The organism is Micromonospora chalcea, from assembly GCF_028768405.1.
Classification (GTDB): Bacteria; Actinomycetota; Actinomycetes; order Mycobacteriales; family Micromonosporaceae; genus Micromonospora; species Micromonospora chalcea.
In genome coordinates this window covers 5,736,735-5,754,331 of the sequence record NZ_CP118233.1, presented here as the reverse complement: position 1 = coordinate 5,754,331, position 17,597 = coordinate 5,736,735, and the positions used below count along the sequence as shown (strand labels likewise).

The following is a 17,597-nucleotide window of genomic DNA, read 5'->3' as shown; positions in this document are numbered from 1 at the left end:
AACGGGCCCGGGACGCCCGGACACCGCCGGGCCCCGGTTCTGGGGTCACCGGCGGCGGTCCTCGCCGAAACCGCCGCCGGCATCCACAGGTACGGCAGGCGACGGGGAAAGGTTCGACCTCAGGCGCCGGCGTGACCGTACGCGGTCGTCCGCTTGCGGAACGGGCGGCCCGCGGCGGTGGCGATGGCCCGCAACTGCTCCTCGGTACGGGCCGAGCCGTTGCCCGAGCCGGCCATCCGGGAGATGGTCTCCTCCATCAGCGTGCCGCCGAGGTCGTTGCAGCCGCCACGCAGCATCGCCACCGTGCCCTCGTCGCCGAGCTTCACCCAGGAGCACTGGATGTTGCCGATCCGCCCGTGCAGCAGCAACCGGGCCATCGCGTGCACCGCCCGGTTCTCCCGCCACGTCGGACCCGGGCGGGCGATGCCGGCCAGGTAGATCGGCGCGTTCGTGTGCACGAACGGCAGCGCCACGAACTCGGTGAAGCCGCCGGTACGGTCCTGCACCCCGGCCAGCACCCGGAAGTGGGCCAGCCACTGGCCCGGGTGGTCGACGTGGCCGTACATCATCGTGGAGCTGGACCGGATGCCCAGCTCGTGCGCCGTGCTCACCACCTCGACCCAGGCGGCGGCCGGCAGCTTGCCCTTGGTGAGCACCCAGCGCACGTCGTCGTCGAGGATCTCCGCGGCGGTGCCCGGGATGGTGTCCAGCCCGGCCTCGCGGAGCTGGAGCAGCCACTCCCGCACCGGCACGCCGGCCTTCGCGGCGGCGGTGACGATCTCCATCGGGGAGAACGCGTGCACGTGCATGCCCGGCACCCGCTCCTTGATCGCCCGGACGATGTCGGCGTAGCCGGTGACCGGCATCTTCGGGTCGATGCCGCCCTGAAGGCAGACCTCGGTCGCGCCGGCCGTCCACGCCTCCTCGGCCCGGTCGGCGACCTGTTCCAGGGACAGCCGGAACGCGTCGGCGTCGCTCTCCCGCTGGGCGAACGCGCAGAACCGGCACCCCACGTAGCAGACGTTCGTGAAGTTGATGTTCCGGTTCACCACGTACGTCACGTCGTCACCCACCGCGTCCCGGCGCGCGTCGTCGGCGAGCCGGCACAACTCGTCCAGCGCCGGGCCGTCCGCGCCGAACAGCGCCAGCGCCTTCGCCTCGTGCGCCGGCGTCAGCAGCGCGGCCGGGTCGTCCGCGGCCAGCCGCAGGCCCGCGCGCAGGTCGGCGTCCGCGCCACCGGCAAGGGGTACGCCCGCGCGCGCCTGCGGCGCCACCTTGCCGGCCACCTCGGCCCAGTCGCCGTACACGCTGTCGAAGTCGCCCCGCCGGTCCTCGGTGCGGCCGGTGACGTCGATGGTGGCGTGCAGGTCGGTCCGGCCGCCGTAGGTCTCCTCCGGCTCCTGCCAGGGCTGCCCCACCGGGCGGGCCTCCTCGACCGCGAGCCCGGTGGCCGGGTCGGCGAGCGCCGTGACGTGCGGCAGCAGGCGCGGGTCCAGCCACGGGCCGCCCGCGCGGACGTACTCCGGGTAGACGGTCAGCCGCTCGCGCAGCGTGAACCCGGCACTCGCGGTACGCGCCGCCAGCTCCTCCAGGTGCGGCCAGGGGCGCTCCGGGTTGACGTGGTCGGGCGTGACCGGGGAGACGCCGCCCCAGTCGTCGATGCCGGCGCGCAGCAGCAGGTCGTACTCGCCCGCGATCAGGTTCGGCGGAGCCTGGATGCGGGCCTTCGGGCCGAGCAGCACCCGGGCCACCGCCACGGTGGCGGCCAGGTCGTGCAGCTCCGCGTCCGGCATGCCGCGCATCGCCGTGTCCGGCTTGGCGCGGAAGTTCTGCACGATCACCTCCTGGAGGTGGCCGTACTCCCGCATCGCGCGGCGGATCGCGAAGATCGCGTCGACCCGCTCGACCCGGTTCTCGCCGATGCCGATCAGGATGCCGGTGGTGAACGGCACCCCGACCCGGCCGGCGTCGTCGAGCACCCGCAGGCGGACCGCCGGCTCCTTGTCCGGTGAGCCGAAGTGCGGGCCGCCCGGCTCGGACCACAGCCGGGTGGCGGTGGTCTCCAGCATCATGCCCATGCTCGGCGCGACCGGCTTGAGCCGCTGCAGCTCCGACCAGGAGAGCACGCCCGGGTTGAGGTGGGGCAGCAGGCCGGTCTCCTCCAGCACCGCCACCGCGCAGGCGCGCAGGTAGTCCAGCGTCGAGTCGTACCCCCGCTCGTCCAGCCACCGGCGGGCCGCCGGCCACCGCTCCTCCGGCCGGTCGCCGAGCGTGAACAGCGCCTCCTTGCAGCCCTGCGCGGCGCCCTCGCGGGCGATCGCCAGCACCTCGTCGCGCTCCAGGTAGGCGGCGGGCAGCCGGTGCGGCACGGTCGCGAACGTGCAGTAGTGGCAGCGGTCCCGGCAGAGCCGGGTCAGCGGGATGAAGACCTTCTTCGAGTACGTGACCACGCCCGGCCGCCCGGCGTCGCGCAGCCCGGCGTCGCGGATCTCACCGGCGATCCGGAGCAGTTCGTCGAGCATCTGCCCGCGCGCGGCGAGCAGCGCGCCGGCCTCGTCGGCGTCGAGCGCCCGGCCGGTGGCGGCCCGTCCCAGCGCCCGCCGGACGCTCGCCTCGGTCGGTTCGGGGTCGCTGCGATCAACCATCCGCCCAGCCTATGCGCTGCCGGGCGACAGGCCGCCCGCGCCCGCTCGCGGTCCGGGCAACGGGACGGCCCGCGTGGCCCGCCTCACAGCGGGACCGGCGCGGGCCGTCGGGAGCCTGCCGTCGGGCGGGCGACGGCGCTCCGTCGCCCGCCGCGCGGCTCAGCGGGGCTGGTTCGGGTCCTCGCGGTCGAACCGCTGGGTGCGCTCGTCGTCGGCGGCGGGCGTCGACGCGCCCGGTTCGGCGGACTGGCGCGGGATCGCCTGCGTCGGGTCGGCCGACGGCGGCTGGCCGAACGGCGGCGCGGACTGCGGCGAGCCGTACTGCGGCGCCTGCTGCGGACCGGCGAACGGCGAGCCGGACTGCGGGGCCGACTGCGGGTCGGCGAACGGCGGGCCGGACTGCGGGGCGTGCGGCGGCGCGGTGTTGAACGGCGGCGCCGACTGCGGCTGGCCGTACTGGCCGGGCTGCTGCGGCCAGCCGGGCGGCGGCGAGCCGGCCTGCGGGTAGCCCGGGCCGGGCTGCTGCGGGTAGCCACCCGGACCGGGGTAGCCGCCGGGCTGCCCCGGCTGCTGCGGCCAGCCGGGCTGGGCCTGGCCGTACACGCCCGGCTGCGCCTTGGGCTTCGGCACGTAGTAGAGCGTGCGCCAGATCTTGAACACCACGAACGCGGCGACCGCGAAGAGCGCCAGCCAGGCAGCGCGGGTCAGCAGACCGAGGAACGCATCGAGCACCTCACCGTCGGCGAGCCGGCCGACCAGCCAGATCAGGAACGTCAGCGCGCCGAACACGGCGGACACGGCGTACTCGACCAGCGCCACCTGCGTGATCAGCTTGGCCTTCGGCACGACCGGGCGGATCACGGTGGCGATCAGGACGGCGAGCAACGGCAGGACCGTCGCCTCCAGGCCGACGAAGCTGAAGTACGTGCTTCCCGCCCGGCCGCTGAACGTGCTGTAGTCGTCGACCGGCACCAGCAGGCGCAGCAGGCCGACGAAGAGCAGCACGGCGTTGGCGCCGAGAAGGACGAGCGCGGCCAGTTCGCGCAACGGCTTGATCAACTGGCTGGCCTGCGCGGCGTCGCCGGACGCGGGCTCGGCGGGGCTGGTCACGGACTCCCCCAGGGGACGAAAGCGGACAGTTGCCGAAGTGAGCGTAGTCTCTCCGGCCACCGAGCGATCGACGGCGGCACGTGCGGAAGGATGGACGCATGCGCATCGTGGTTCTGACCGGCGGCATCGGGGGCGCCCGTTTCCTGCTCGGCGTACGGGCGTACGCCCGCGAGGTGGGCGCCGAGGTGACCGCCGTGGTGAACGTCGGCGACGATCTGCTGCTGCACGGGCTGAAGGTCTGCCCCGACCTGGACAGCGTGCTCTACACGCTCGGCGGCGGCGCCGACCCGGAACGCGGCTGGGGCCGGGTCGGCGAGACCTGGACGGTGAAGAACGAGCTGGCCGCGTACGGCGCGGAGCCGAGCTGGTTCGGTCTGGGCGACAAGGACATCGCCACCCACCTGGTCCGCACCACGATGCTCAACGCCGGCTATCCGCTGTCCCAGGTCACCGAGGCGCTGGCGGCGCGCTGGCAACCGGGCGTACGGCTGCTGCCGGCCACCGACGAGCGCCTGGAGACCCATGCCGTCGTCACCGACGAGCAGGGGCGGCGCGCGATCCACTTCCAGGAGTGGTGGGTGCGGTACCGCGCCGACGTACCCACCGACCGGTTCGTCTTCGTGGGCGCCGAAGCGGCGAAGCCCGCGCCCGGCGTGGTGGAGGCGATCGCCGCCGCGGACGTGGTGCTGATCGCGCCCAGCAACCCGGTCGTCAGCATCGCCCCGGTGCTGGCCGTGCCCGGCCTGCGCGACACGGTGACCGGCGGGCCGGCCCCGGTGATCGGGGTGTCGCCGATCATCGGCGGCGCGCCGGTACGCGGCATGGCCGACCGCTGCCTCGCCGTGCTCGGCGTGGAGTGCAGCGCGGCCGGGGTGGCCGGCCTCTACGGCGCCCGGTCCACCGGCGGGCTGCTCGACGGCTGGCTGGTGGCGCCGGAGGACGAGGGCACGGCGGTGCCGGACGTGGTGGTCCGCGCGGCGCCGCTGCGGATGACCGACGAGGCGGCGACCGCCGCGATGGTGCGCGCCGCGATGGAGCTGATGTGAGGCTGGAGATTCTGCCGGTGCAGGGCATCGGCGACGTGACCGAGGGCGACGACCTGGCGGCGCTGATCGCCGGCGCGGCGCCGTGGCTGCGTGACGGCGACGTGCTGGTGGTCACCAGCAAGATCGTGTCGAAGGCGGAGGGCCGGCTGGTCGACGTGCCCGCCGACGGCCCGGAACGGCTCGAGGCGCGGGACCGGATCCTGGACGGCGAGACCGCCCGGGTGGTGGCGACGCGGGGCGCCACCCGGATCGTGCAGACCCACCACGGGTTCGTGATGGCCTCCGCCGGCATCGACGCGTCGAACGTGGACAAGACCCGCCTGGTGCTGTTGCCGGCCGACCCGGACGCCTCCGCGCGGACGTTGCGTGCCGCGCTGCGCGACCGGTACGGCCTCGACGTCGCCGTGATCGTCAGCGACACCATGGGCCGCCCGTGGCGCAACGGGCTCACCGACGTGGCGCTCGGGGTGGCGGGCATGCCGGCGATCCGCGACCACCGGGGCGAGGTCGACCCGTACGGCAACGAACTGTTCGTCACCCAGATGGCGGTGGTCGACGAACTGGCCGGCGCCGGCGAGCTGATCAAGGGCAAGTGCGACCAGGTGCCGGTCGCGGTGGTCCGGGGTTATCTCGGCACCCCCCGGGACGACGACGAGGGCGCCCGGGCGCTCGTCCGCGACGCCTCGATGGACCTGTTCTCGCTCGGTACCGCCGAGGCGCGCGCCGCCGGCCTGCGGGCGGCGGCGACGCTGCCGGACCGGGCCGGGCCGGAGCCCGCCGACGCGGACGCGGTGCGGCGGGCGATCGGCTCGGTGGCCGACGTGGTAGCGCCGGGCACGACCTTCACGCACGTCACAGACGACGAGGTACGCGCCGGGCTCGCCGCCACCGTGCCCGGCTGGCCCGCCTCGGCCACCGGCCTGCTGCTCGGCGCGGCGCCGACCCCGCTCGACCCGGCGGACCTGGTCCGGTTCGGCGCGGACGTGCAACGCCTGCGCGCCGCGCTGGCCGCCGAGGGAATCGGTTCCGTCCTGCTCCCGCCCCCGGCCGGCAGCGCCGCCAGCGCCACGCTGGCGCTCTGAGACGGCCCGGCGGAGGTCAGGCGTCGAGGACGGCTCGGCCCAGCGGCGTCAGCGTGTGCAGGACGGTGTTGCGCTCGCGCTGGCTGACCAGCAGCCCGGCGTTGCGCAGCACTGTGGTGTGCTGGCTGGCCGCGGCGGCGGAGATGTGCAGCCGGCGGGCCATCTCGCCGGTCGTGCAGCCCTCGTCGGCGGCATGCAGCACCCGCGACCGGGTGCGGCCGATCAGGGCCGCGAGCGCCTCGCCCTGGGGTGACCCGGCGGCGCCGGACGCCGGTGTCAGGCCGGCCAGCCGGTCCACCGGGTAGACGAGCACCGGCGGCAGGGTCGGGTCGACGAGCGCCACCGGGGTACGCGAGCAGAAGAACGACGGGACGAGCAGCAGCCCGCGCCCGTCCAGGTGCAGTTCCCGGGTGTCCGGATAGTCGAGCACCTCCAGCACGCCGGAGTTCCACCGCATGTTCGGCCGCAGGCTGGCCAGCAGCCCTTCGGCGCCGCCGTCGAGCATGGCGCGGGCACGCCGGGCCCGGTCCGCCTCGACCGCTGCCTGCACCCGGGCCCAGTACGGCGTGACGGCCAGCGACTGGTATCGCGCCATGGAGTCGGTGAGGTGGTGCAGTGTCTCCGGCTCACCCCGGGCGAGCGCCGTCGCCGAGGGCGGCAACGTGGTCTCCTCGGCGAGCCGGGTCAGGTCGCGGCGCAGCATGTCCGTAGGGGTGCCGCGGACCGCGTCCAGCCCCACCTCGAAGCCCTCCCGGCTGGCGAACGGGGTGAGGAAGTCGGGGAAGTAGCCGCGCGGCGGGTTGAGCGCGAGGAGCAGGCGGTACTGCTCGGCGTCGCTGTCGGTGCGCAGCCCGTGCGCCACGGTCCGTCGCCATGTGGTCATCATCGGGTCGCGGCTGCGCCCCTGGAGCAGGTGCAGGCTGAGAACCAGCTCCCAGAGCGGGTCCGCGCGCGGGGCGACCCGGGTCCGCAGGACGTCTTCGCCCGAGAAAACGATCTTCAACATGGAGTGCTCCCGTGCGGACGGCGGGGGTGCCCGCCACGGCTCGACTTTACCCGCCGGCAGTAATCTCCATCTTTAAGCCTGAGGTGAAAGACCTCGACGGTGAGGTGACCGGTTCGGCAAACTCTTCCTTGCCCGCCGACGCCGGGGCGCAGTCTCGACCCGGTCGCCGGCTGACGGGCGTGGCCGGGCGGCACCACGAGGGTCTGCGACATCGTCGCAGGGGTGCCGCCCGGCCTTCGCTCATCCGCAGGTGGGTCGCCGCGCCGGCCTACCGTGGTGGCGCTCGTAGAGTGTCCGGGTGCCCGACACCGATCTCACCACGTACGCCGACCTGCACGCCGACGCCGTCGCGGCGCTGAGCCGCTGGACGGCGACCAGCCCGGCCGCCGGCGCCGCCCGGGACCGGACGCTGGCGCTGCTGGCCGACGGGCCGGCGGCGATGAGCCGGACACACCGGGCGGGGCACGTCACCGCCAGCGCGCTCGTGCTCGACCCGGACGGCCGGGTGCTGCTCTGCCTGCACGGCAAGATCCGCAGGTGGGTGCAGCTCGGCGGGCACTGCGAGCCGGGCGACCGGACGCTGGTGGCGGCCGCGCTGCGCGAGGCCACCGAGGAGTCCGGCATCGCCGGTCTGACGATCGAGCCGGAACCGATCGACGTGGACATCCACCAGGTCGCCTGCCAGGGCGGGTCGTTCCACTACGACGTCCGGTACGCGGTGCTGGCCCCGGCCGGGGCGGTCGAGCAGGTGAGCGCGGAGTCCGAGGCGCTCGGCTGGTTCCCGCCGGACCGGCTGCCCGAGCCGCTCGCCCACGCGACGGCCCAGCTGGTGCCACCGGCGCTCGCCGTGCTGGCCCGTCGCGCCGCCCGCTGACCGGAAGCGGGCGGCCGCACCGGCCGGATCAGACCAGGCCCTCCTCGCCGCGTTCCTTCAGCTCGTCCACGACCTTCTTCACGTCCTGCGCGCGGTCACGCGGGCAGACCAGCAGCGCGTCCGGGGTGTCCACCACGATCAGGTCGTGCACCCCCACGGTGGCGACGAGCCGGCCGGAGTGCGACACCACGACCGTGCCGGTGGTGTCGTGCAGCAGCACGCCCGGCTTGGCGTCGCCGCCCAGCACCACGTTGCCGGCGCCGTCGGCCGGCAGCACCTCGCCGAGCGTGTGGAAGTCACCGACGTCGTTCCAGCCGAAGTCACCCGGCACGGTGCCCACCCGGCCCGCCGTCGCCGCGCCCTCCATGACCGCGTAGTCGACCGAGATCCGGGGCAGCGTCGGCCAGACCCGGCCCAGCACGTCGTCCTGCTCCGGGGTGCCCCACGCCGCCGCGATGGCGGTGATCCCGGCGTGCAGCTCCGGCTCCTGGCGGGCCAGCTCGGCGAGGAAGACGTCCACCCGCCAGACGAACATGCTGGCGTTCCAGAGGTGCCGGCCGGAGTTGACGTAGACCTCGGCCACCTCGGCGGCCGGCTTCTCCTTGAACTCGCGTACCGGGCGCAGCGTGCCGTCCCCCACCGGGTCGCCGGTCTCCAGATAGCCGTAGCCGGTCTCCGGGCGGGTCGGGGTGATGCCCACCGTCATCAGCAGCCCCTGCTCCGCGCCGCGGATGGCCTGCCGTACCACCTCCGCCAGCCGGGCCGGGTCGCCGATCAGGTGATCGGCGGCGAACGAGCCCATCACCGCGTCCGGCGTACGCGCGGCGATCACCGCGGCGGCCAGCGCGATCGCCGCGCAGGAGTCGCGGGGCGACGGCTCGACCAGGATGTTCTCCTCCGGCACGCCGGCCAGCTGCCGGGCCACCGCCGCGGCGTGCGCGGCCCCGGTGACCACGAGCGTGCGCTCCGGTGTGGTCAACGGCGACAACCGGTCGACAGTGGCCTGCAGGAGCGAGGCCGGCGTGCCGGTCAGCGGGTGGAGGAATTTGGGATGGCCGGCACGGGACAGCGGCCACAACCGTGTGCCACTGCCACCCGCCGGGATGACGGCGTAGAACATCAGCACATCATGCCCGAAGCGGGCGAGTCGTCACGGTCGGTCGGCCGGGGCCGTCCCGCCGGCCCTCAGGACCGGGCCCGTCGCCAGGCCGCGATGTGCACGTCCGCGCTGGACTCCCAGGTGAACTCCTTGGCCCGGTCGAACCCGGCCTTTGCCAGCGAGAGCCGCCGCGGCTCGTCGTCCAGCAGAGCGGCCAGGTCGGCGGCGATCTGGTCCGGGTCCTCGCTGGTGTACGCCACCGCGTCGCCGCCCACCTCGGGCAGGGACAGGCGCGGCGTGGTGAGCACCGGGGCCGCGCACGCCATCGCCTCCAGGATCGGCAGGCCGAAGCCCTCGCCGTAGGAGGGGTAGGCGGCCACGAGCGCGCCACCGAGGAAGCCGGGCAGATCGGCGTAACGCAGGTAGCCCGGGCGCAGCAGCCGCAGGTGCGACGGCACCTCGGCCACCGCGCGGTCGATGTCGTCGTCGTGCCCCTGACCGCCCGCGACCACGAGCGCCGGCGGGTTCGGCCGGTCGGCCACCGCCCGCGCCCAGCCGCGGATCAGGTTGGGTACGTTCTTGCGCGGCTCCTTGGCCCCGAGGAACGCGACGTAGCTGCTGTCGCCCAGACCCAGGCGAGCCCGCACACGCGCCTTCTCCTCGTCGCCGGGCGCGTGGAAGGCGTCCTGGTCGACGCCGTGATAGGCGACGTCGATCCGGGTCGGGTCGGCGTCCAGCAGCCGGATCAGCTCGTCCCGGGTGGCCTTGCTCGGCACGATCACCCGGCCGGCCCGCCGCAGCGAGGTCTTGATGGCGCTGCGGAAGAACGTCCGGCGCGACTTGTCGTAGTGCTCCGGCTCGGTGAAGAACGTCGCGTCGTGCACGGTGACCGTCACCGGGCATCCGGCCCGCAGCGGACAGGTGTAGAAGGGCGAGTGCAGCACCTCCGCGCCCACCTGCTGGGCCAGCAGCGGCAGGCCGGTCTGCTCCCAGGCCAGCCGCGCCGGCCGGTGCGCCACCGCCGCCGGGGCGGGGATCACCTCGGCGCCCGGCAGCATCCGGGTGTAGCGCTCCAGGTCGGTGCGGAGGCTCACCACCGCCAGGTCGACGCCGGTGCCGCAGACCCGGCCCAGCGCGCCGAGCAGTCCGTCGACGTATCTACCGACGCCGCCACGGTCGGCGGGGACACTCGTGGCGTCGATGAGAACGCGGGGCGGGCGACCGGCGGTCACGGGGCGGCTCCTCAGATGGCGCAGTTGTGGGGAAGAACACTGTCGGCAAGCGTACGCCGCGCCGGGCGCACAACGCTGACCGCGACCCGACGGTACGCCGACTTGACGTTGTCATCGAGTACGCACGCGGGGCGCGTATCGTTCGCGCCGATGGCCGACAACATTGCCCGGGTGTTCGCCGACGCGATCGCGCCGGACCCCACCCGACCGCTGCTGACCTGGTACGACGACGCCACCGGCGAGCGCACCGAACTGTCCGGCGCGACGCTTGCGAACTGGGTGGCGAAGACCGCGAACCTGCTCACCGACGAGATCGGCGCCGCGCCGGGCGACCCGGTCGGCGTGTTGCTGCCGCCACACTGGCAGACCGCCGCCGTGCTGCTCGGCTGCTGGTCGGCGAAACTGACGGTGACCGACGCGCCGGGGCCGGTGGAGGTGCTGTTCGTGGCCGCCGACCGGGCGGACGGGGCAGCCGGGTGGCCGGCCGGCGAGCGGTACGCGCTGGCGCTCGACCCGTTCGCGCTGCCGATGCGGCAGGTGCCCGCCGGCTACGCCGACTTCGTGACGGCGGTACGCGGACACGGCGACCACTTCACGCCGTACCCCGAGGGTGGCGAGGGGGACGCGGCGCTGCTGGCCCGCGCGACGGCCCGCGCCACCGCGCTGGGCCTGACCCAGGGCGACCGCCTCCTGGTAGACGTGGCCACCCACCCCGACCCGGTCGACTGGCTGCTCACCCCGCTCACGGCAGGAGCCAGCGTGGTGGCGTGCGCCCACCCCGACCCGACCCGCCTGGCTTCCCGCGCCGAAACCGAGAAGACCACCCACACCCTGCCCTGACCCTCGCCCCTCCCCCGTTGATCTTGCAGTTTCGGCCCTCGGGGCGGGTGATTCGCCCCGTTCGCCGGGGCAGAAAGTGCAAGATCAACGGGCGGGTCGACGGGGACGGCGGGATCAGCGAGGCGAGACGGGGCTGTCGGTGGTGGACCGGCGCTGGGCCAGGGCGGCGAACGCCGTCAGGGACTCGGGGTTGGCCAGGGCGCCCTTGGCCGCCGCGCTGTCCACCGGGGTACCCGTGAGGATCTTCTTGACCGGGACCTCCAGCTTCTTGGCGCTCAACGTTCTCGGCACGGCCCGGACCTGGTGGATCTCGTCCGGCACGTGCCGCGGCGACAGCGCGGTACGCAGCTCCCGGCAGATCTTCTTACGCATGTCGTCGTCGAGTTCCAGGCCCTCGGCGAGCACCACGAACAGCAGCAGCTCACCCGCGCCGCCCTCGTCGTCCTCCAGGTGCACGACGACCGAGTCGACCACCTCGTCCAGCCCCTCGACCACCGAGTAGAACTCGGCCGTCCCGAGGCGCACGCCGCCCCGGTTGAGCGTGGCGTCGGACCGGCCGGTGATCACGCACCCGCCGCGCTCGTTCACGGTGATCCAGTCGCCGTGCCGCCACACCCCGGGATAGACCTCGAAGTACGCCTCCCGGTAGCGCGCGCCGTCCCTGTCGTTCCAGAACCCGACCGGCATGCTCGGCATCGGCTCGGTGATCACCAGCTCGCCGAGCTGCCCGATCACCGCGCTGCCGTCGGCCGAGCGGGCCTCCACCTTCGCGCCCAGCGCCCGGCAGGCGATCTCCCCCGCGTACACCGGCAGCAGCGGCACGCCGCCGACGAACCCGGTGCACACATCAGTGCCGCCGGACAGCGACTGGAGCTGGAGGCGGTCGCTGACGTTCTCGTACACCCAGGTGAAGCCCTCGGCCGGCAGCGGCGCGCCGGTCGAGCCGAGGCCGCGCACCGCGGACAGGTCGGCGATCTCACGCGGCACCAGGCCGGCCTTGCGGCAGGCCAGCAGGAACGGCGCGGACGTGCCGAAGTACGTGGTGCCGGTGTCGGCGGCCAGCCGCCACAGCGCGCCCAGGTCGGGGTGGCCCGGGTTGCCGTCGAACAGCACGATCGCCGCGCCCACCGCCGGGCCGGAGACCAGGAAGTTCCACATCATCCAGCCGGTCGTGGTGAACCACAGGAACCGGTCGGACGGACCCAGGTCGTGGTGCAGCGCCAGCATCTTGAGGTGTTCCAGCAGGATGCCGCCGTGGCCGTGCACGATCGGCTTGGGCAGGCCGGTGGTGCCGGAGGAGTAGAGCACGTAGAGCGGGTGGTCGAACGCCACCGGCGTGAACGTCAACGGCTCGTCGGTCGGCGCCGCCAGCTCCGTCCACGGCAGCGCGCCGTCGGGGGCCGGGCCGTCCGGATCGAGGTACGCGATGGCGACCGTGTGCCGCAGCGACGGCAGCGCGGCCCGGATCGCGGCCACCTCGGCGCGCCTGTCGACAGGCTTGTCGCCGTACCGATAGCCGTCCACTGCCACCAGCACCGTCGGTTCGATCTGCTGCCAGCGGTCGGTGACGCTGCGGGTGCCGAACTCGGGCGCGCAGGAGGAGAAGATCGCGCCGAGGCTGGCGGTGGCGAGCAGCAGGACGTACGTCTCCGGGATGTTCGGCGCGTACGCGGCCACCCGGTCGCCCGCACCCACGCCGAGGCGGCGCAGCCCGGCCGCCACCCGGCGGACCCGCTCGCGCAGCTCGGCGGCGGTGAGCGTCTCCGGGGCGCGGGTCTGCCCGTGCGCGATCACCGCCGGGTCGTCGTCGCCCAGCCCCGGCATGCGCAGCACGTTCTCGGCGTAGTTGAGCGTCGCGCCGGGGAACCAGCGGGCGCCGGGCATGGCCCGGTCGGTCAGCGTGGCCGTCGGCGGGGTGTGCGCGACCACGTCGAACCAGTCCCAGATCGAGCGCCAGAACGCCTCCAGGTCGGTCACCGACCACTGCCACAGCGCGTCGTAGTCGGCGAACTCCAGCCCGCGGTGCTCGGCCAGCCAGCGCAGGTAGTCACCGATCCGGGACCGCTCCCGCACGTCCGCCGGCGGCGTCCACAGCACGTCAGCCACTGATCCACCCTCCCTGAGGCCCTGCCACGACGGTGTGCCGGGGCCGTGGCGCCATCTTGCCCTACCTCGTGCCGCCATTGTCCGCGCCGGGCACGGCGCACGGGGCGTGGCCCGCCCACACCCCGCACCCCCACCCCATGTGGCCCGCGTGTAAGGAAGGGCCCCCTGTTAACGCCTCCGGTAGAGGAAGGGCCCCTTGTTAACACCTCGCCCTCCGCGGGTGTCCAGGCGCCGGTGGAGGCGGCGTGTGTCGGCGGGGGTGTTAATAGGGGTCCCCTCCTCTACCGGAGGCGTTAACAAGGGGCCCTTCCTTGCACCTCAGCCGGCGCGGTGGGCCTGGATCGCCCGGCGGCGGGCCAGCCGGTGCGCCCGCCGGATCTCGGCCTCCCGGAAGCGGCGCTCGTCCTCCGGCGTCTCCGGCAGCACCGGCCGGACCGGACGGGGCGTGCCACCCACGTCGACGCCCACGAAGACCAGGTACGCGGTGGCGACCCGGACCGGTTCCTCCTCGGCCGAGTCCCAGCGCTCGGCGACCACCTTCACGCCGACCTCCATCGAGGTGCTGCCGGTCCAGTTGATCTGGGCGTGCGCGTGCACGAGGTCGCCCACCCGGACCGGCTCGGAGAAGACGATCTCATCGATGGAGGCGGTCACCGCGGTGCCGCCACTGTGCCGGGCCGCCGCCGCGCCGGCAACGTCGTCCACGAATTTCATCAGTACCCCACCGTGCACGGTCCCGTACAGATTGACATCGACCGCGGTCATGATGCGACTGAGCGTGACGCGGGAGTACGAGGTCGGTTTACCCGGCGGGACCGCGGGATGATCTGTCATGCCGAAAACGGTACGGTGCGCGGATGCGACATCTCTGGAGCTTCCTCGCCGGGTTGGCGGTGGCGCCCGTCACCTGGGTGCTCGTCACGCTCGGTCAGGACGGATCTGAGCGGACCGTCGACCGCTGGGTGGAGATCGGGACGTACAGCACGCCGAACCTGATCGAGCCGGCCGTCTATCTGGGCGTCGCCGGCATCCTGCTCGGCCTGCTCGGCACGTTGCGCTTCTCGCCGCTCGGCCCGCTCGTGGCCGGCCTGCTGCTCGCGGTCCCGTACCTCGGGCTGTTCGTCGCGCCGTTCAGCGTGCGGGACCGGGTGCCCGGTGACCTGAAGCTGCTCGGTGACCCGCTGCCGCTGCGCGACCCGCTCGACAACGGCACGCTGTTCCTCATCGGCGTGCTGCTGCTGATGGCCGTGTTCAGCACGAGCCGCTGGCGGCGTCCCGCCACACCCGCGCCGGCCGAGGCGGAGCTGACCCCGGCCGCCGCGCCGGTGGAGCACAAGCCGACGCTCACCGACTGGCCTCCGGCGCCGGCGAAGGACCCGGACACGCCACCGCTCACGCTGGCGTACCCCGAGAGCCCGACCGAGCCGCTGCCCCGCCGTACCGGCGGCGAGTCGCCGTGGTCCGCCCCGCCGCGCGGCGCGGGCCGGCCGGAGGGCACCGAGAGCCGTTGAACGAGCGCGGGCGGGCCGGTGTGCACCGGCCCGCCCGCCCGAACGCCTCCGGTCAGCCCTTGAGCAGCTGACGGGCCATGACGATGCGCTGCACCTGGTTGGTGCCCTCGTAGATCTGGGTGATCTTGGCGTCCCGCATCATCCGCTCGACCGGGTAGTCGCGGGTGTAGCCGTAGCCGCCGAGCAGCTGGACCGCGTCCGTGGTGATCTCCATGGCGGCGTCTGACGCGAAGCACTTCGCGGCCGCGCCGAAGTAGGTCAGATCCGCGTCGCCGCGCTCGGACCGGCCGGCGGCGGCGTACGTGAGCTGCCGGGCCGCCTCCAGCTTCATGCCCATGTCGGCGAGCATGAACTGGATGCCCTGGAAGTCGGCGACCGGCTTGCCGAACTGCTTGCGCTCCTGGACGTAGCCCTTGGCGTAGTCCAGCGCGCCCTGGGCGATCCCGACGGCCTGGGCGGCGATGGTGACCCGGGTGTGGTCCAGCGTCTTCATCGCGGTGGCGAAGCCGGTGCCCTCGGCGCCGATCATGCGGTCGGCCGGGATCCGTACGTTGTCGAAGTAGACCTCGCGGGTCGGCGAGCCCTTGATGCCGAGCTTCTTCTCCGGGGCGCCGAAGCTGACGCCCGGGTCGGACTTCTCCACGACGAAGGCGGAGATGCCCTTCGACCGGGCTGTGGGATCGGTCACGGCGAAGACGGTGTAGTACTCGGAGACGCCCGCGTTGGTGATCCACCGCTTCACGCCGTTGAGCACCCAATGGTCGCCGTCGCGTACCGCCTTGGTGGTCATCGCGGCGGCGTCGGAGCCCGCCTCCGGCTCGGAGAGGCAGTAGGAGAACATGCCCTCCCCGGCCGCTACCGGAGTCAGGTACTTGCGCTTCAGCTCCTCGGAGCCGGCCAGCAGCAGCGGCATGGTGCCCAGCTTGTTCACCGCCGGGATCAGCGAGGACGACGCGCAGGCCCGCGCCACCTCCTCGATCACGATGGCCGTGGCCAGCGCGTCCGCGCCGGCGCCGCCGTACTCGACCGGGATGTGCGGGGCGTGGAAGTCGGCGGACCGCAGCGCCTCGTAGGACGCCTTCGGGAACTCACCTGTCTCATCGGCCTCAGCGGCATGCGGTGCCACCTTGGCCGCACAGACCTCACGGACCGCCTCCCGGATCGCCTCGTGCTCCTCCGGCAACCGGTAGACGTCGAACGACTGCTCTGCGGCCATGTCGGCCCTCCCCTTTCACCGCTATCATGCGCAGTCTGTACCGCCCGGGGGCCGAAGACTGCCGCAAACTGAAGGATAGCCACCGGCCCCTGCCGGACCTTACCGGCGGGTAGGCTCGCGCCCGAGCGTCGCCCGCCCGGCCCCACTACCCTCACAGCAGAAATTCAGTTCCCTCGGTGCCCGGCCCAGGCGCCCCCAGCAGAATGCGACGCATGGAAGCGCCGCCAGTGCGAGCGGAGAAGACAGGCGTGACGATTCCGTACCCGAACACCCAGCCGATGCCCGCCATCGCCGCGGTGACCCCGCCGTCCGGCGCCCCCCGCCCCCGGGTGACGTTCCTCGGCACCGGCTACCTCGGTGCGACCTACGCCATCTGCTACGCCGAACTGGGCTACGAGGTGCTCGGCTTCGACGTCGACGCGGACAAGATCGCCAAGCTGAACGCCGGTGAGGTGCCGATCCACGAGCCCGGCCTCGACGAGCTGCTGCGGCGCAACCTGGCCGCGGGCCGGCTGCGATTCAGCACGGACATCAACGAGACCGCCGACTTCGGCGACGTCCACTTCATCTGCGTCGGCACCCCGCAGCGGGCCGACGGCATGGGCGCCGACCTGTCGTACGTCGAGGCGTCCGTGACCAGCCTGGCCCAGCACCTGACCCGTAAGGCGCTGATCGTCGGCAAGTCCACCGTGCCGGTGGGCACCGCCGAGTGGGTGGAGCAGCTCGTCGGCAAGCACAGCCCGGCCGACCTCGGCGTCGAGGTGGCGTGGAGCCCCGAGTTCCTCCAGGAGGGCTTCGCCGTCGACGACGTGCTGCGTCCGAACCGGATCGTGGTCGGCGTCAAGAGCGAGTGGGCCAACGGCATGCTCTACGCCGCGCACAAGGGCGTCTTCGACCTCGCCGCCACCGAGGACCGCGAGGTACCGCTCGTGGTCACCGACTTCGCCACCGCCGAGCTGGTCAAGGTCGCCGCGAACGCGTTCCTCGCCACCAAGATCTCCTTCATCAACGCGATGGCGGAGGTCTGCGAGGCCGCCGGCGGCGACGTCACCCAGCTGGCCCGCTCGATCGGCTACGACCCGCGCATCGGCAACCGCTTCCTCCAGGCCGGACTCGGCTTCGGCGGCGCCTGCCTGCCCAAGGACATCCGCGCCTTCCAGGCCCGCGCGCAGGAGCTGGGCGCCGGTGAGGCGCTGCGCTTCCTGCACGAGGTCGACCTGATCAACCTGCGCCGGCGCAGCCGCGTCGTGCAGCTCGCCGCCGAGCTGCTCGGCCGCCGCTCCGGCCCGGCCGGGCCGGACCTGTCCGGCACCCGCGTCGCGGTGCTCGGCGCCACGTTCAAGCCCAACACCGACGACGTACGCGACGCGCCGGCGCTCGCGGTCGCCGCGCTGCTCGGCAAGGCCGGCGCCGACGTGCACGTGTTCGACCCGCAGGGGATCGAGAACGCGCGCCGCGCGGTGCCCGAGCTGACGTACGAGGAGACCATGAACGACGCCGTCCGCGGCGCCGACCTGGTCTGCGTACTCACCGAGTGGGCCGAGTTCCGCAACGCCGACCCGGTGGCCCTGGGCGAGCTGGCCAACGGCCGCAAGGTGGTCGACGGGCGCAACTGCCTCGACTCCACACTGTGGACGCAGGCCGGCTGGGAGTACCGCGGCATGGGCCGCCCCTGATCCGCTGACCGCGCGGACCGGCCGCCGGGGAACGTCTCCCGGCGGCCGGTCCGCTTTTTGTTGTCCGGAACGCGGCGGCAACTGTCGAAATCCCGGCCCACTCAAGGCATGCTGCCTCTGGGAGGTCCACAGTGCGAGGGCACGGGCGGACGGG

14 protein-coding genes are annotated in these 17,597 nt (G+C 73.6%); 6 read left to right on the top strand and 8 right to left on the bottom strand.

Features of this window, described 5'->3' with window-relative positions; genetic code table 11:
• Window positions 1-119: 119 nt before the first annotated feature.
• Together PVK74_RS26035 and PVK74_RS26030 are read right to left on the bottom strand one after the other, a co-directional pair.
• Entirely contained in the window at window positions 120-2,645 is a 2,526-nt protein-coding gene (locus tag PVK74_RS26035) for a bifunctional FO biosynthesis protein CofGH (RefSeq protein ID WP_274477436.1), read from the bottom strand.
• 159 nt (window positions 2,646-2,804) lie between these two features.
• A complete protein-coding gene (locus PVK74_RS26030) occupies window positions 2,805-3,755 on the bottom strand; it encodes a hypothetical protein (protein WP_274477435.1) in 951 nt (316 codons plus the stop codon).
• A 98-nt stretch (window positions 3,756-3,853) separates the two neighbouring features.
• Between PVK74_RS26030 and cofD the strand changes: the two genes are divergently transcribed.
• Together cofD and PVK74_RS26020 are read left to right on the top strand one after the other, a co-directional pair.
• Entirely contained in the window at window positions 3,854-4,801 is a 948-nt protein-coding gene (gene cofD / locus PVK74_RS26025) for a 2-phospho-L-lactate transferase (RefSeq protein WP_274477434.1), read from the top strand.
• Entirely contained in the window at window positions 4,798-5,883 is a 1,086-nt protein-coding gene (locus PVK74_RS26020; RefSeq protein WP_274477433.1) for a coenzyme F420-0:L-glutamate ligase, read from the top strand. Before cofD ends, PVK74_RS26020 begins: the two co-directional genes overlap by 4 nt.
• Before the next feature lie 16 nt (window positions 5,884-5,899).
• On the opposite strand, the gene PVK74_RS26015 is transcribed toward PVK74_RS26020, so the two are convergent.
• On the bottom strand, window positions 5,900-6,889 hold the full coding sequence (locus tag PVK74_RS26015; RefSeq protein WP_043326482.1) for an ArsR/SmtB family transcription factor: 990 nt from the start codon (window positions 6,887-6,889) through the stop codon (window positions 5,900-5,902).
• A 298-nt stretch (window positions 6,890-7,187) separates the two neighbouring features.
• Here PVK74_RS26015 and PVK74_RS26010 point away from each other — a divergent pair, with 298 nt between their 5' ends.
• The gene (locus PVK74_RS26010) at window positions 7,188-7,763 is read left to right on the top strand and encodes an NUDIX hydrolase (protein WP_064447703.1); all 576 of its coding nucleotides are present in this window, start codon (window positions 7,188-7,190) and stop codon (window positions 7,761-7,763) included.
• Window positions 7,764-7,791: 28 nt separating this feature from the next.
• Here the strand turns inward: PVK74_RS26010 and PVK74_RS26005 are convergent, their stop codons facing one another.
• Window positions 7,792-8,883: a mannose-1-phosphate guanylyltransferase gene (locus tag PVK74_RS26005; RefSeq protein ID WP_043330633.1), complete on the bottom strand. Its 1,092-nt coding sequence runs from the start codon at window positions 8,881-8,883 to the stop codon at window positions 7,792-7,794.
• A 65-nt stretch (window positions 8,884-8,948) separates the two neighbouring features.
• The gene (locus tag PVK74_RS26000) at window positions 8,949-10,094 is read right to left on the bottom strand and encodes a glycosyltransferase family 4 protein (protein WP_030501347.1); all 1,146 of its coding nucleotides are present in this window, start codon (window positions 10,092-10,094) and stop codon (window positions 8,949-8,951) included.
• 150 nt (window positions 10,095-10,244) lie between these two features.
• Between PVK74_RS26000 and PVK74_RS25995 the strand changes: the two genes are divergently transcribed.
• Window positions 10,245-10,934 (top strand): TIGR03089 family protein, encoded by a 690-nt coding sequence (locus PVK74_RS25995; RefSeq protein WP_274477432.1) that lies wholly within the window; start codon window positions 10,245-10,247, stop codon window positions 10,932-10,934.
• A gap of 114 nt (window positions 10,935-11,048) precedes the next feature.
• Here PVK74_RS25995 and PVK74_RS25990 read toward each other — a convergent pair whose 3' ends face one another.
• Both PVK74_RS25990 and PVK74_RS25985 read right to left on the bottom strand, forming a co-directional pair.
• Window positions 11,049-13,040: an acetoacetate--CoA ligase gene (locus PVK74_RS25990; RefSeq protein WP_274477431.1), complete on the bottom strand. Its 1,992-nt coding sequence runs from the start codon at window positions 13,038-13,040 to the stop codon at window positions 11,049-11,051.
• Window positions 13,041-13,358: 318 nt separating this feature from the next.
• Complete coding sequence (locus tag PVK74_RS25985; RefSeq protein ID WP_030501344.1) at window positions 13,359-13,874, bottom strand: acyl-CoA thioesterase; 516 nt, start codon at window positions 13,872-13,874, stop codon at window positions 13,359-13,361.
• Window positions 13,875-13,897: 23 nt separating this feature from the next.
• On the opposite strand from PVK74_RS25985, the gene PVK74_RS25980 reads away from it, so the two are divergent.
• Window positions 13,898-14,551 carry a hypothetical protein gene (locus PVK74_RS25980; RefSeq protein WP_064447700.1) on the top strand — a complete coding sequence of 218 codons (654 nt, stop codon included), beginning with the start codon at window positions 13,898-13,900 and terminating at the stop codon, window positions 14,549-14,551.
• A 52-nt stretch (window positions 14,552-14,603) separates the two neighbouring features.
• Here the strand turns inward: PVK74_RS25980 and PVK74_RS25975 are convergent, their stop codons facing one another.
• Entirely contained in the window at window positions 14,604-15,767 is a 1,164-nt protein-coding gene (locus PVK74_RS25975; protein ID WP_043326488.1) for an acyl-CoA dehydrogenase family protein, read from the bottom strand.
• A gap of 248 nt (window positions 15,768-16,015) precedes the next feature.
• On the opposite strand from PVK74_RS25975, the gene PVK74_RS25970 reads away from it, so the two are divergent.
• The gene (locus tag PVK74_RS25970) at window positions 16,016-17,443 is read left to right on the top strand and encodes a UDP-glucose dehydrogenase family protein (protein WP_043326489.1); all 1,428 of its coding nucleotides are present in this window, start codon (window positions 16,016-16,018) and stop codon (window positions 17,441-17,443) included.
• Window positions 17,444-17,597: the final 154 nt, after the last annotated feature.